Source organism: Streptomyces sp. NBC_01016, assembly GCF_026341035.1.
Taxonomy (GTDB): Bacteria; Actinomycetota; Actinomycetes; order Streptomycetales; family Streptomycetaceae; genus Streptomyces.
Window position 1 is genome coordinate 3,869,663 of sequence record NZ_JAPEOQ010000001.1, and the last position, 13,818, is coordinate 3,883,480.

General features: G+C 71.7%; 11 protein-coding genes and 1 pseudogene. 4 read left to right on the plus strand and 8 right to left on the minus strand.

From position 1 onward, the window contains the following. Positions 1-54 precede the first annotated feature (54 nt). The 8 genes from OG746_RS17470 to OG746_RS17505 form a co-directional block, all read right to left on the minus strand. Entirely contained in the window at positions 55-879 is an 825-nt protein-coding gene (locus tag OG746_RS17470) for an ABC transporter ATP-binding protein (RefSeq protein WP_266715538.1), read from the minus strand. Continuing rightward, positions 876-1,781 (minus strand): ABC transporter permease, encoded by a 906-nt coding sequence (locus tag OG746_RS17475; RefSeq protein WP_266715539.1) that lies wholly within the window; start codon positions 1,779-1,781, stop codon positions 876-878. The genes OG746_RS17470 and OG746_RS17475 overlap by 4 nt, the downstream gene beginning before the upstream one ends. 3 nt (positions 1,782-1,784) lie before the next feature. Next, positions 1,785-2,720, minus strand: coding sequence for an ABC transporter permease (locus OG746_RS17480; RefSeq protein WP_266715540.1), 936 nt, complete (start codon positions 2,718-2,720; stop codon positions 1,785-1,787). Between the two features lie 3 nt (positions 2,721-2,723). Then, positions 2,724-4,295 carry an ABC transporter substrate-binding protein gene (locus OG746_RS17485; protein WP_266715541.1) on the minus strand — a complete coding sequence of 524 codons (1,572 nt, stop codon included), beginning with the start codon at positions 4,293-4,295 and terminating at the stop codon, positions 2,724-2,726. 44 nt (positions 4,296-4,339) lie between these two features. Next, positions 4,340-5,764 (minus strand): Nramp family divalent metal transporter, encoded by a 1,425-nt coding sequence (locus tag OG746_RS17490; RefSeq protein WP_266715542.1) that lies wholly within the window; start codon positions 5,762-5,764, stop codon positions 4,340-4,342. Between the two features lie 129 nt (positions 5,765-5,893). Next, a complete protein-coding gene (locus tag OG746_RS17495; RefSeq protein ID WP_266715543.1) occupies positions 5,894-6,847 on the minus strand; it encodes a phosphoglycerate dehydrogenase in 954 nt (317 codons plus the stop codon). Continuing rightward, positions 6,847-7,632, minus strand: coding sequence for an HpcH/HpaI aldolase family protein (locus OG746_RS17500; protein WP_266715544.1), 786 nt, complete (start codon positions 7,630-7,632; stop codon positions 6,847-6,849). Before OG746_RS17500 ends, OG746_RS17495 begins: the two co-directional genes overlap by 1 nt. A gap of 50 nt (positions 7,633-7,682) precedes the next feature. Next, positions 7,683-8,663, minus strand: a complete 981-nt coding sequence (locus OG746_RS17505; protein WP_266715545.1) for an aldo/keto reductase — start codon at positions 8,661-8,663, stop codon at positions 7,683-7,685. Positions 8,664-9,031: 368 nt separating this feature from the next. Between OG746_RS17505 and OG746_RS17510 the strand changes: the two genes are divergently transcribed. The 4 genes and pseudogenes from OG746_RS17510 to OG746_RS17525 form a co-directional block, all read left to right on the plus strand. Beyond that, the gene (locus OG746_RS17510; protein ID WP_266715546.1) at positions 9,032-10,312 is read left to right on the plus strand and encodes a four-carbon acid sugar kinase family protein; all 1,281 of its coding nucleotides are present in this window, start codon (positions 9,032-9,034) and stop codon (positions 10,310-10,312) included. 44 nt (positions 10,313-10,356) lie between these two features. Next, on the plus strand, positions 10,357-11,364 hold the full coding sequence (gene pdxA / locus OG746_RS17515; protein ID WP_266715547.1) for a 4-hydroxythreonine-4-phosphate dehydrogenase PdxA: 1,008 nt from the start codon (positions 10,357-10,359) through the stop codon (positions 11,362-11,364). A gap of 210 nt (positions 11,365-11,574) precedes the next feature. Then, the gene (locus OG746_RS17520; protein WP_266715548.1) at positions 11,575-12,396 is read left to right on the plus strand and encodes a DeoR/GlpR family DNA-binding transcription regulator; all 822 of its coding nucleotides are present in this window, start codon (positions 11,575-11,577) and stop codon (positions 12,394-12,396) included. A gap of 230 nt (positions 12,397-12,626) precedes the next feature. Further along, a pseudogene (locus OG746_RS17525) lies at positions 12,627-13,736 on the plus strand (pectate lyase family protein); the annotation flags it as partial. Positions 13,737-13,818: the final 82 nt, after the last annotated feature.

Consider the following 13,818-nt stretch of genomic DNA (forward strand, 5'->3'; position numbering starts at 1 on the left):
GGCTGGCTCCTTGCCGGGGTTGCGGACTCGGGGCGCTGCCCCGGACCCCGCTGCTCAATCGCCGCAGGGGCTTACAAATGGGCCGATCCGTGGCACCGCGGCCAGCAGTGAACGGGTGTAGTCCTCCGTCGGTGACTCGACGATTTGTTCTGCCTCGCCGGACTCGATGAAGCGGCCGTCGCGCATGACGTGGATGCGGTCCGAGATCAGGCGGGCCACGCCCAGGTCGTGGGTGATCATCAACAGGCCGACGCCATCTGTCTCCTGGAGGGCCATGAGGAGGTCGAGGACCTCGGCCTGGACCGTGGCGTCGAGGGCCGATGTCGGTTCGTCCGCCACCAGGAGGCGTGGTTCGGCGGCGAGGGCGATGGCGATCAGGACGCGTTGCAGCATGCCGCCGGAGAACTCCTGCGGGTAGGCCTTCCAGCGGCGTGCGGGATCGCTGATGCGGACCCGTTCCATCAGGGCCGTGCCCCGGTCGCGTATCTCCGCGCGGCCGATGCCGGGGTGGCGCAGGCGGAGGGCGTCGCCGAGTTGGCGGCCGATGGTGTGCACCGGGCTGAGCGCCGTCATCGGGTCCTGGGGGATCAGGGAGACGGTGCGGCCGCGGGCCCGACGGGCGGCCGCGGGGTCGGCGATCACGTCCTCGCCGGCGATCCGCGCGCTGCCGGAGAGGACGGCGAGGCCCTCGGGGAGGAGGCGCAGTACGCCCATGGCCGTGGTCGACTTGCCGGAGCCGGACTCGCCGATGAGGGTGACCGTCTCGCCCTCGTGGACCGTGAAGCTCACGCCGTCCACGGCGCGTACGATGCCGCGGCCCGTGACCAGTTCGATCTGGAGGTTCGTCACGTCCAGGAGTGGTTGCTGAGTGGGTGTCATGTCTGGGCTCCCTTCGTCGACTTGAGGGCGGGGACGCGGTCGCGCAGGCCGTCGCCGACGAGGTTGACGCCGACCACCAGCAGCGCGATGACCAGGCCGGGCAGTGTCACCAGCCACCACGACGTGGTGAGGTAGGCCTGGCCGTCGGAGATGATGCGGCCCCATGTCGCGAACGGGCGTTGGGGGCCGGCGCCGAGGAAGCTGAGCGAGCTCTCCAGGAGGACGGCCTGGGCCAGGAGCAGCAGGATCACCAACGCCGCCGGGCGCACGATGTTCGGGATCACGTGGCGGCCGAGGACCGACCATCCGCGCAGGCCCAGGAGGCGGGCGGCAGCCACGTACGGCTTCTCGCGTTCCACGAGGACGAGGGAACGGGTCAGGCGGGCCACCTCCGGCCACTGTGCGACCGCGATCACCGCCGTGATGACGGGGATCGACGGGCCGAACAGGGCGACGACCAGAAGGAGCATCATCAGGAGGGGCAGGGCGAGTTGGGCTTCCAGGAGGCGGGAGACGACCGTGTCGACCCAGCCGCCGAAGTAGCCTGCGGCCGAACCCGCGGCGATGCCGATCAGGCCGGACACGATCACGGCCAGCACACCCACCGTCAGTGACACCTGGCCGCCCAGCAGGATCCGGGCGAGCAGATCGCGGCCCAGCTGGTCCGTACCGAACAGGTGGCCCTCGGTGAGCGGCGGGAGCCTGCGGGCCGCCAGGTTCTGCGCGTTGGCGTCCGGCAGGGGGAGTACGCGGGCCAGTGCGACGGGCAGCACGACCAACGCCGCGCACACCGCGCCCACCCAGAGTTTGAAGCGGGCGCTGCGCCGCTGGCGGGTCGCCGTGGCCCGCCTGAGGTCGCGGGCGGTGACGGCGCTGGGTGCGGGGGAAAGCGTGGCGGACATGGCTCAGGCCGCCTTTCCGAGTCGTACCCGCGGGTCGAGCAGCGGGTAGCAGAGGTCGACGACGAGTTGGACCAGCAGTGCGAGTGCGGCCGTGACCAGGACCGTTGCCTGGATCAGGGGGTAGTCGCGGGTGTCGAGGGCGCGGACGACGAGCGAGCCGACGCCCGGCCAGCCGAAGACGACCTCGACGACCACGACACCGTTGAGCAGCGCCGCGAACCGGGTGCCGACGGCGGTGACCAGCGGCACCGCCGAGTTGGCGAGTGCGTAGCGCCAGGTCAGGGCGCGCTCGCTGACACCGCGCGAGCGGGCCACGGTTACGTACGAGGAGGCGAGCGCGGTGGACATCTCGCGGCGTACGAGCCGGGAGACCAGGGCGAGTTGGAGGAGCGCGACGGTGATCGTCGGCAGGACCAGTCCGCCCCAGGAGGTGAAGCCCGAGGCCGGCAGGACGGGGAACAGGACCGCGAAGACGGTGAGGAGCATGACGCCGGTCCAGAAGTCGGGCATGGACTGCCCGGTGATCGTGAAGATGTTGGCGCCCAACTCGCGTGCGCTGTCCGCGTGATGGGCCATCCACACGCCGAGCGGCACCGCCACGACGACCGTCACGGCGATCGCCGAGACCGCGAGCGTGAGGGTGTACGGAAGGCGGTCCATGACCACGTCGAAGGCCGGGGCGTGGAACGAGTAGCTGGTGCCGAAGTTTCCGCTGACCAGGTCCCGTAGATAGATTCCGTACTGCTCGAAAAGTGGTCTGTCGAGGCCGAACTGGGCTCGGATGCGCGCGAGTTCGGAGGTCGATGCCGTCGGGCCCGCGTACGCGGACGCCGGGTCGCCCGGTGCCATCCGGATCAGCAGGAACACGACGGTCAGAGTGAGGAAGACGGTCAGGACGCTCTGGCCGAGACGCCGAGCGAGGTACGTGGCCGTGGCCATGGGTCAGCCCTCCAGCCGTACGGTCGACAGGTCGTAGCAGTTGAGCTTGGCCAGTTCGAGGTCGGTGACGCGGTCGCGGCGGGCCTGCACCGTCTTCGGCACGAAGGACCACAGGCACGGCCAGGTGTCCCAGACCGCACGCTGCGCCGCGTTCAGCTTTTGGGTGCGCGTCTTCGCGTCCGTCTCCTCGGCGGCGTCGGACAGTTGACGTTCGATGTGCGGCTTCACGTAGCCCATGAAGGCGTCACCCGTCTTGTCGTCCTCGGCGGTGCCCGCGTACATGGCCTGGAGGCTGGTGAGGGCCTGTCCTGTGGTGCCGGGGAAGCCGTTGCCGATCACGTCCCAGTCGCCGCCGCGGCCCTGCCGCCAGGCGAGGATGTCGCCGCCCGGCTGGAACTGCTTGAGCTGCGCGCGCACGCCGGCGTCCCGCAACATCTCCACCAGCGCCTCCATCACGGAGGCGTCGCCCGCGAACTCGCCGCTCTCCCAGATGATGGTGAGCCGCATCCCGTCGGCGCCCAGCGCCCTCAACTGCGCGCGGGCGGCGGCCGGATCGTGGTGGTACGACCCGGTGCGCACGGCCCCTTCGAGGGCCAGTGGCAGCACACCCTGCGCCTCCACCGCGGACTTGGTGAGGACGTCCTTGATGAGCGCGTCCCCGTCGACGGCGTGAGTGAGGGCCTTGCGGACGCGCGCGTCGGACAGCGGATGCGACCTGGGTTTGCGGAAGTTGTAGAACAGCTGGCAGATCCGCACGCCGGGGACGCGGTCCAGGCGCACCCCGGGGAGCCCGTCGAGCTGGTCGGCGGAGTCCGGGGTGAGGGTGTCGACGACGTCGAGTTCGCCGCTGCGGATCCCGACGACCCGGCTGGACTCCTCGGGCACGAACCGGACTTGCACCCGGTCGACGCCCGGCGGTGTGCCCCAGTAGTTCGAGTTGCGGGCGAGCGTGTACTCGCCGGTGCCGCTGTTCGCGGCGACCACCCGGTACGGTCCCGTGCCCACACCGGACCGCAGTTCCTCGGCGCGGTTGTCCGCGGCCGGGGTGATGAGGATGTTCGCCATCAGGCGGTCGAGCACGGGCACCGGGCGGCGTGTGTGCAGGAGGAACGTACGGTCGTCGACCCGTTCCACGGTGGGGAGTTCGGGGAAGAGGCCGCGGATGAACGAGCCGTCGACCTTCCCGTACAGGCGCAGCGCGGTCGCCACGTCCTCGACGCGCACGGGGCGCTTGTCGGAGTAGTGGATGCCGTCGCGCAGTCGCACCGTCCAGGTCGTCGGCGACGTCATCTCGAAGCGGTCGGCGAGGACTTGGGCGACCGACAGGTCCGGGCGGATCGCGGTGAGCGCCTGCCGCACGCCGCGCTGCACGGTGACGGCGGCGTCGAACTGGTTGAGCTTGTTGTCCAGGCTGACCAGGGAGCGGTTCAGGCCGAGCGAGAGCGTCCGCGGTCCTGGCGCACCCGTCGGTCCCGCGCAGGCGGTGAGCGGGCCGAGGGCCAGGCCGGTGCCACCGGCCGCGAGAGTGCGCAGCAGCGTGCGGCGGGAGGGATGGAGGTGAGGCGGGGAGGGCATCGTCGACCTCTCGGGGGAGGGGCTCATCGGAAGCGGGGCGAGGCTCAGGCGCCGGGTGTCAGGCCCAGCGTGTCCAGGACCGCGTACACCCCGAGGCAGACGATCGCCGCGCTGCTGATCACGAGGGCGGCGGTCAGCCAGGGGTTGGCGCGGAAGCGGGGCGGGACGCCGGTGTAGCGCAGGCGCCACACCGCGATCACGACGGCGAGCAGGAAGATGCCACCGCCGATGCCACCGATCTGGACCATCAGGACGGGGGACTGCACCCACAGGAAGAAGCACATCCACACCGGGGGCAGACACCAGGTCAGGACCCGGATGGTGCGTGTGCGGGAGCGCACGTCGTGCCAGTCGACGACACCGAGCAGGCCGAGGGTGTTGGTCCATAGGCGCGGAACACTTGCCGAGGAGGCGACGGTCACCGAGAAGAGGACCGCGATCGCGCCCGCCAGGAAGAGGTACTGCGCCCACGGGCCGAGCACGTCGGTGTACATGTGCGAGAGCGTGGTGATCATGTCGTTGCCCTCGGGGACCAGGCCCTGCGGGTGCAGTACCGAGGCGCCGATCGTGTAGAAGGACAGCGTGCACAGGGTGCAGATGAGCCAGGAGACACCTACGTCTAGGCGCATGACCTTGAGCCACCCCTCGGCCCGTCGCGCCCGCTCCTCGGTGCCGTCGTCGGGGCCCGTCCAGCGGGCGTATCCCTTCTCCAGACACCAGTACGTGTACGTCGTCATCTCGTCGGCGCCGACACCGGTGATGCCGAACATGGCGAGGGCGATACCCACCGTGCCCGCCGGGATCTGGAAGCTCAGGCCCTCGGCGAGGTCGGCGGAGCCGTAGCCGAACGCGGTGAGGGGGAGGGCCAGGGCGAGGCCGACGGTGATGACCGTCTTGAGCGTGATGCCGATGACCTCGACCCGCTCGACGACGTGGTACTTGCCGGTCTGGAGGATGAGTACGGCGCCGGCCGTGACGATGACCGCCCAGATGGTGAGCGACGTGACGCTGAGCGAGCCGCCGTGGATCGGGAGCAGGATCGAACAGGCGGCGGCCGTACCGCCGATGATGCCGCCGCGCTGGAACATCTTGGCGAAGTCCATGCCGATCCAGAGCCAGTTGATCCAGCTCAGGCGGCCGATCCGGGGGCCGATGTCACGGAAGCCGTCCAGGGCGGGACGGCCGGTGAGGATGGTCCAGCGGGCCAGCTCCATCTGCACCCACACCTTGACCGCGGTGGAGATGATCACGAGCCAGAGCAGCGCGAAGCCGGCCCTGGCGCCGAGCGAGGTGGTGGTGATCAGCTCACCGGAGCCGACGACGGCCGCGGAGAGGATGAGCCCGGGACCGAGCCGGCGCAGTCGGCCGCGGAAGGTCTCGGGGGCCGGGCGGGCGTCTTCGGCGCGCAGGGCGTACGGGTCGGCCTGCGCGGGCGCCGGGGGGACGGCGCCGGTCGTGGTGGTGGACATGTGTCAGGTCCTCGGGGGTCTTCCGGCGTCTTCGCCGGAATCCGGACAGGGAGGTGTGGGAGGTGGCGCGGGTGGGGCTCGGTGTCTCGCTGGGGTCGGTCGATCAGGCGGTTCAGGTGGCCTGTCGGCTCAGGTGGCTTCGTGGTGTGCCGGCTCGCCCGCGAGGACGCGCACCACGTCCTCCGCGACCATCGCGCCCATCGTCCGGTTCGCCTCGGGGGTGCAGGCCGCCATGTGCGAGGTCAGCAGCGTGCGGGGCGCCCCGCGCAAGGGGTGATCGGCGGGGAGCGGTTCCGTGGTGAACGCGTCGAGGGCGGCCGCGCCGAGGTGGTCGGTGCCCAGCAGCTCGGCGAGTGCCGTCTCGTCGATCAGGCCGCCGCGCGCGGCGTTGACCAGGATGGCGCCGCGCTTCATGGACTCCAGGCGGGCCCGGTCGAGGAGCGGGGCGCCGGACGGGTCCGGTGGAGTGTGCAGGCTGATGGCATCGGAGCGCGCCAACAGGGCATCCAGGCCCGCCGGTTCGGCGTCGAGTGCTCGGATGGTGTCGTCCGGTACGTAGGGGTCGTGGGCCAGGACCGACATGCCGAAGGCCCGCGCGTAACCGGCGAGCAGCCGACCGATCCGGCCGAATCCGACGATGCCCAGCGTCCTGCCGTGCAGCTCGGGGCCGAAAAGCTTCGGCCAGTCGCCGAGTGACACCGCGACATGGGAGGCGGTGAGCGAGCGGGCCGCGGACAGCAGCAGGCCGAAGGTGTACTCGGCGACGGCACGGGAGTTGCTGCCGGGCGCGCACACCACGGGGATGCCTCGGTCGCGGGCGGCGTCCAGGTCGATGGTGTCGACGCCCACGCCGTGCTTGGCGATCACCTTCAACCGCGGGGCGGCGTCCATGACTTCGGCGGTGATCGGGTCCATTCCGACGATCAGGGCGTCCGCCTCGGCGGCGTACTTCAGCAGCTCGGCGCCAGGCAGTGCCGCGTCCTCGCGCGGGCGCAGCGGACCTGCGCCCGCCGACTCCAGGATCTGCCACGGGCGGGCGGAGTGCCGGGCGAAGGTGGGTGTGGTGATGAGCGTCGTCGGCATCAGTGCGCGCCGCCGCGGGCCGCGTCCAGGTGGGACGTGGCGATCTGCTGGAGGTGGACGACGTCGGCGGCCACCGTGGCGAACGTGAAGCCCTCCGCGAGGCGGCGGGCCGCGCTCGCGCCGTCGGCGTTGTGGATGCCGGCGGCGATGCCCGCGTCCTCCGCCGCCTTCCGTACGCGGATCAGGGCCTGCTCGAACTCGTCCTGCACGGACGGGTCGGACGACGTCGCCCCGCCGATGGCGAGGCGCAGGTCGGAGGGGCCGACGTAGATGCCGTCGAGTCCGGGCGTCGAGCAGATCTCCTCGACGTTGGCGAGCCCGTCGGCCGTCTCGATCATCGCGAGAACGGCGGTCGCGTCGTGCGTGTCGGCCGGGTTCGGGCCGACGCGGAGCTGGGCGCGCATCGGCCCGTAGCTGCGGTGGCCGAGCGGCGGGTAGCGCACGGCGGCCACGGCGTCGGCGGCGTCCTGCGCGGTGTCGATCAGCGGCACGATGACGGCGGTCGCGCCCGCGTCGAGGGCCTTGCCGATGTACGTGAGGTCGTTGGCCTCGACGCGCACCATCCCGACGGCCGTGGAGCCCTTGGTGTCGGTGGCGAGGAGGTTGTTCAGCATGCCCTGGTAGCCGAAGAGGCCGTGCTGGGCGTCGAAGGCGAGGTAGTCGTAGCCGACGCGGGCGAGGCGCTCGGCGGCGACGGGGGAGTCGAGCAACGACCAGTAGCCGATGAGCTGTTCGCGGTTGCGCAGCGCGGCGGTGAACTCGGCGGAGGTGCGACCGGGGGCCATGAGTGTCTCCAGTAAGAGAGGTACGAGGGGGGGGTGCGAGGGGGTGGGGGTCAGCGGTTGTAGGCGGGCATCGGGCCACGCAGCCGGGCGCCGACCTCGTCGCAGGCGGTCAACACGTCCTCCGGCAGTGGGCCCTGGGCCGCGGCCGCGATATTGGCCCTGAGGTGGTCGACCTTGGAGCCGCCGAGCAGCAGTGCGTCGGTGGAGGGGCGGGAGAGCAGCCAACGCAAGGACAGGTCGGTGAGCGGCAGTCCCGCGTCGGACGCGATCCGGGTCAGATCGCCCACCGCGCGGAACAGGTCCTCGTTCCAGTACCGCTGCCGGTACATCGCCGCGACCTTCGAGTCACCGAACCGGCCCTCCTCCGGGGCCTGTTCGAAAGTGTGCCGGCCGGTGAGGAGGCCGCCGCCGAGCGGGTTGTAGACCATGGTGTGCAGCCCGGTCTCCGCGGCGAACTCGACGTACTCCTCCTCGATGCGGCGCGCGAGCAGGTTGTGCAGCTGCTGCGCGACGACCGGGCGCGGTGCGCTCACCTCGTCGGCCACCCGGTTCAGCTCGGCGATCTGCCAGGCCGCGTAGTTGGAGACACCGAGCGCGCGCACCTTGCCCGCCTTCACGAACTCGGCGACGGTGTCGAGGGTTTCGGAGAGCGGCGTCGCGCGATCCGGCTGGTGCAGGTAGAAGAGGTCCACGTGATCCGTGCCCAGGCGGCGGAGGCTGCCGTCGAGCGCGGCGCGCAGGCCCTCGGCGGACAGCGGCGCGTGCTCGCCCTGGTCGGGGTGCGGGATGCCGGCCTTCGTCGCGAGCACGACCTTGTCGCGGCGTCCTGGCAGCAGTTCGGCGAGGATGCGCTCGCTCTCGCTGCCCGCGTAGCCGTTGGCGGTGTCCACGCCCGTGATGCCCGCGTCGAGTGCGGCGTCCAGCATCGCGGCGGCCGTCGCGCGGTCCGCGGTGTCGCCGAAGGTCATGGTGCCGAGGACGAGGCGGGACAACGGGACGGGGGCGTGCGGGAGTTGGATGCCGGGGGTCACGGTGGGGGTCCTTCCGGGGGAGCGGGTGGCGCGGTGCGGTGCGTTGCGGGTGGGTGGTGGCTGGCTGCGGTGGATGTCGGGTGGGTGGTGCCGGGGTGGGGGTCGGAGCGGGGTGCTGCCCGCGCCGGGGGCCGCCCCTGTGTCCACCCGTACCGCCCCTCTGGGGCGGCCCGATTGCCCACAGGGGCGGCGGTTCGATGCCCGCAGGGGCGGCGGCGGCGCGGTTGTTCACAGGGGTGGCGCTGCGGACATCGGAACGCTCGCATGGCTGCGTGATCCGCGCAAGAGGTCTCGCGCAGATCGCGCAACCTGTGCCATGATCCGGGCGGGCCGCCCAACGCCGGGCGTTCCCAAGGAGGTTCGATCCTGTGGCTTCGTCGCCCCCGCTCCCCGCTGTGCTCGCGCTCGCGGACGACCTGTCCGGTGCGGCCGAGGTCGCCCGTGCGCTCGGCGGCCCGGTGCGCCTGTGCCTCACCACTCCGACCGGCGGTGCCGCGGCCGGGGCGCACGACCTCGTCGTGGACCTGAACACACGGCATCTGCCACCTGCCGATGCGGCGGATGCCGTGCGTTCGGCCCTGGGCTCCGGGCGTTCCGGCGCTCCGGGCGCTGCGGGCCCCGGCGCTCTGGTCTTCGGGGGTCCCGGCGCGTACGGGCTGCTCTACAAGAAGATCGATTCCCAGCTGCGCGGCAACGTCGCCGCAGAGGCCGTGGCGTACGCCGAGGGTGCCGAGGCCCTCGTCATCGCGCCCGCGCTGCCCGCCGCCCGGCGCACCGTGACGGGTGGTGTCGTGCACGTGGACAGGGTGCCGCTGCACGAAACGAACGGCTGGCGCGCGGAACGCGCAACGCCGCCGCGATCGGTGGCGGAGGCGTTCTCGGGGCTGCCGGTGCGGACGATCCCATTGGAGGTCGTCCGCTCAGAACTTCCGCGCCTGGAAGCCGAATTGAAGAGCGTGGTGGCGTCCGGCGCCCACCCGGCCCCGGACGCCGAGACCGACGCCGATCTGGACGCCATCGTGGCGGCCGCCCTGCGCCTGGGCCCCGGCCTCCGACTGCTCGGCAGCGGAGGTTTGGCGGGTGCGCTCGGCCGGGCGCTCGCACGGCCCGCCGTGCCCGCGCCCGCACCGCCGTCCGCGCGTGCCGCCGCCCCGCTGCTCGTGGTGGCGGGAACGGCGGAACCGGGGGTGGCGCGGCAGATAGCGCACCTCACGGCACTCGGCATGCGTCATCTTCCTCTCGAACCGGCGGAGTTGATGTCCGGAGCGGTGGAGATACGGGCGGGTGCGGTGGAGGTGCGCGCGGGCGACGCGCCGGTGGACACCGTCCTGTCCATCGACGGCTCGGCGGGACTCCACCCCGGCGGCGGACGCGCGCTCAGCGCGGCCCTCGCCGCGCTCACCACCGCCTGGCCCGGCCGCCCCGACCTCGTCCTCACCGGCGGCGAGACCGCACGAGCCACGCTGGACGCCCTGGGCGTACGGGAGTTGGAGCCCGTCGACGAGATCCACCACGGCGCCGTCCACTCCCGCACCCCCGACGGCCGCAGCGTCGTGACCCGCCCCGGCAGCTACGGCGCCGAGGACTCGCTCCTCCGCATCGCGACGGCCCTGCGCCCGCACCTGGCAGCCACCCCGGCGGCGGGCTGAACCCGCCGCCGCGCGCCCGACCCACCTTCCCCCTAGGAGTCACCATGAGCCCCGACCTGCCCCAACTCCCGCTCATCGCCGTCACGATGGGCGACGGCGCCGGCGTCGGCCCCGAGGTCGTCGTCGCCGCACTGCTCGACGAGGCGGTCCTCGGACGCTGCCGCCCCGTCGTCATCGGCGACGCGGCGCGGCTGCGCGAGGCGGCCCGCATCCTGAACCTGGAGTGCGAGGTGGCCGCGGTCGACCACCCCCGCGACGCGGTCTTCACGCCCGGCCGCGTGAACGTCGTCGACCTCGCCCTGCTCCCCGCCGACCTGCCCTGGGGCAAGCTCTCCGAGGTCGCGGGCGACGCGGCGTACGAGTTCGTGAAGCGCGCCGCCGAACTCGCGCTCGCGGAAGACGTCCAGGGCATCTGCACGGCCCCGCTCAACAAGGAGGCCCTGCACGCCGCCGGACACATCTACCCCGGACACACCGAACTCCTGGCACACCTCACCGGCACCGAAGAGGTGTCGATGATGCTGTCCACGGAGAAGGTCAAGGTCATCCACGTGACCACGCACATCGGCCTCATCGACGCGGTCAACCGCATCGAGCCGGGCCTCGTCGAGCGCACCGTGCGCCGCGGCCACGAGGCGATGGTCCGCGCCGGCACCCCGAATCCCGTCATCGGCGTCTGCGGCATCAACCCGCACGCGGGCGAGAACGGCCTGTTCGGCTACGGCGAGGAGGCCGAGAAGATCGAACCGGCCCTGGAGAAGCTGAAGGCCGCAGGTGTGGACGCGCGGGGCCCGCTCCCCGCCGACACCGCCTTCTTCCTCGCCTCGCGCGGCGATTACGACCTCATCGTGGCGATGTACCACGACCAGGGGCACGGCCCCGTGAAGGTCCTCGGCATCGAGGCGGGCGTGAACCTGACGGTCGGCCTGCCCGTGATCCGCACGTCCGTCGACCACGGCACCGCGTTCGACATCGCGGGAACCGGCAAGGCCGAGGCCGGTAGCATGGTCGAGGCCCTTCGCCAGGCGGCCGAGATGGCCACAGCGTCGTAGCAGACGGGCGCCTCCGCCCCGGCGGACTGAACCGCCATCCGCCCCGGCGGACTGAACCGCCATCCGCCCCGGCGGCCCGAACCGCCCTCCGCCCCGGCGGTCCGAGCCGCCTTCGGCCCAGGCGGCCCGAACCGCCCTCCGACCCGGCGGCCCGAACCGCCTTCCCCTGCACCGCCGTTGACCGCCTCCGCACCGTAGAGGACCGACCAGATGTCGTCACCGAGCTCCCAGCCGCCCGGCTCTCCGCCGCCCACCTCCCAGGCGCAGGGCTCCCGGGCCCGCCGGGACCGCATCGTCGACCTGGCCACCACCACAGGACTCGCCAACGTCGAGGAACTCTCCCAGCTCTTCGAGGTCACCCCGTCCACCATCCGCCGCGACCTCGCACGCCTCACAGCGGAGGGCCGGCTCGCCCGTACCTACGGCGGCGCGATGGCCCTGTCCGCGCACCCCGAGGCCTCGCTGCGGCAGCGCACGGGGGAGGCGTACGACGAGAAGCGTGCCATCGCGCAGTGGGCGGCGCGCGCGGTGGAGCCGGGCGAGACGCTGCTCCTCGACGCCGGTACGACGGTCGGCGCGCTCGCCCATGAGCTGCGCGCCATCAAGGAGTTGACCATCGCGACGACGGGCCTGACCGCGCTGCACGCGCTCGCCGACGCGGAGGGCGTGCACGTCGAATGCCTCGGCGGCACGCTGCGCCCGCTCAGCCAGGGTTTCGTGGGCCCGCTCACCGAGGCCGCCCTGGAGCGGATGTCGTTCGACCGCGTCTTCCTCGGCGCCGACGGCGTCACGGTCGACCGCGGCATCTGCGAGGCGGACCTGCGCCAGACCCGCCTCAAGGAGCTCATGGCCCGCCGGGCCGACCACGTCTACATCCTCGCCCACGGCAGCAAGCTGGGCCGCGCCCCGTTCCACGCGTGGGCGACGCTGAAGGAGGGCTGGACCCTGGTGACCGACGCGTCGGCGCCGGCGGAGCAGGTCAGAGCGTTCGAGGCGCGCGGGGTGCGGGTGGAGGTCGCGGGAAGCGGGTGACCGTACCGGCCCGCCAAGTGTCGTTGGGGCTGGGGTAGTTGAGTCACAAGGGGTGCGCGGGGCCTTGCCACCGGATCCGGCGGCACTCTATTGTCCCGCGCAGAAAGCGCTTTCCCCCTCTCGTTGCCGGTCGTCACACCGGTTGCACCGGCATGCCCAGAGCACACCTGAATCAGTGCACTGCACCGCGCTGTGCTGCACCTGCACTGCACCGGAAGGGAACCACGACGATGAAGTTACCCAGATCCGTCTCGCTCCGCCTCACCGCCGGGATCGGCGCGCTCGCCCTCGCGGGAGCCGCCGCGATGACGCCGTCGACGTCCGAGGCCTCGGCGGCCGTGACCGGCACCGCCACCGGCTACGCCACGCAGAACGGCGGAACCACCGGAGGCGCGGGCGGAACGACCGTACGGGCCACCACCGGGACCCAGATCCACGCGGCGCTGTGCAACCGCGCGAGCGACAGCACCCCGATCACCATCGAGGTCGAGGGCACGATCAACCACGGCAACACCAGCAAGGTGTCGGGCGACAGCTGCAACACGGCCGCCGGTGTGATCGAGCTCAAGCAGATCAGCAACGTCACGCTCGTGGGTGTCGGCAGCGGCGCGGTCTTCGACCAACTCGGCATCCACATCCGCGAGTCCAGCAACATCATCATCCAGAACGTGACGGTCCAGAACGTCAAGAAGTCCGGCTCGCCCACCTCCAACGGCGGCGACGCCATCGGCATGGAGAGCGATGTCCGCAACGTCTGGGTGGACCATGTGAACCTGCGTGCCTCGGGCGGGGAGTCGGAGGGCTACGACGGCCTCTTCGACATGAAGGACGACACCAAGTACGTCACCCTCTCGTACAGCACGCTGCGCAACTCGGGCCGTGGTGGCCTCATCGGCTCCAGCGAGACGGAGCTGTCCAACGGCTTCATCACGTTCCACCACAACCTGTACGAGAACATCGACTCCCGCGCACCCCTGCTGCGCGGTGGCACGGCGCACATGTACAACAACTACTACGTGAGCCTCAACGAGTCGGGCATCAACTCCCGCGCGGGCGCCAAGGCCAAGGTCGACAACAACTACTTCAAGGACTCGAAGGACGTCCTCGGCACGTTCTACACGACCGCCGCCGGGTCCTGGCAGGTCAGTGGCAACACCTTCGACAACGTGACCTGGTCGGCCGCCGAGAGCGACTACAAGCCGGCCGGACCGAACCCGGTGTCGAACACCACGGTCTCGATCCCGTACTCCTTCAAGCTCGACTCCGCGTCCTGCGTGCCGAGTGTCGTGGGCGAGACGGCGGGCGCCAACAAGGGCATGAAGGTGTCGGACGGCAGCTGCTAGCTCGCGGTGGCCGACCTCAACCGACCCGAGGTCTCACGCGACATCGGGCCCGTCCACCGGTGCCTCACCGGTGGACGGG

Bases quoted from the DNA above. Each gene is read 5' to 3' on its own strand.
- OG746_RS17470 (WP_266715538.1), bottom strand. From the start codon at position 879: ATGACACCCACTCAGCAACCACTCCTGGACGTGACGAACCTCCAGATC.
- OG746_RS17475 (WP_266715539.1), bottom strand. From the start codon at position 1,781: ATGTCCGCCACGCTTTCCCCCGCACCCAGCGCCGTCACCGCCCGCGAC.
- OG746_RS17480 (WP_266715540.1), bottom strand. From the start codon at position 2,720: ATGGCCACGGCCACGTACCTCGCTCGGCGTCTCGGCCAGAGCGTCCTG.
- OG746_RS17485 (WP_266715541.1), bottom strand. From the start codon at position 4,295: ATGCCCTCCCCGCCTCACCTCCATCCCTCCCGCCGCACGCTGCTGCGC.
- OG746_RS17490 (WP_266715542.1), bottom strand. From the start codon at position 5,764: ATGTCCACCACCACGACCGGCGCCGTCCCCCCGGCGCCCGCGCAGGCC.
- OG746_RS17495 (WP_266715543.1), bottom strand. From the start codon at position 6,847: ATGCCGACGACGCTCATCACCACACCCACCTTCGCCCGGCACTCCGCC.
- OG746_RS17500 (WP_266715544.1), bottom strand. From the start codon at position 7,632: ATGGCCCCCGGTCGCACCTCCGCCGAGTTCACCGCCGCGCTGCGCAAC.
- pdxA (WP_266715547.1), top strand. From the start codon at position 10,357: ATGAGCCCCGACCTGCCCCAACTCCCGCTCATCGCCGTCACGATGGGC.
- OG746_RS17520 (WP_266715548.1), top strand. From the start codon at position 11,575: ATGTCGTCACCGAGCTCCCAGCCGCCCGGCTCTCCGCCGCCCACCTCC.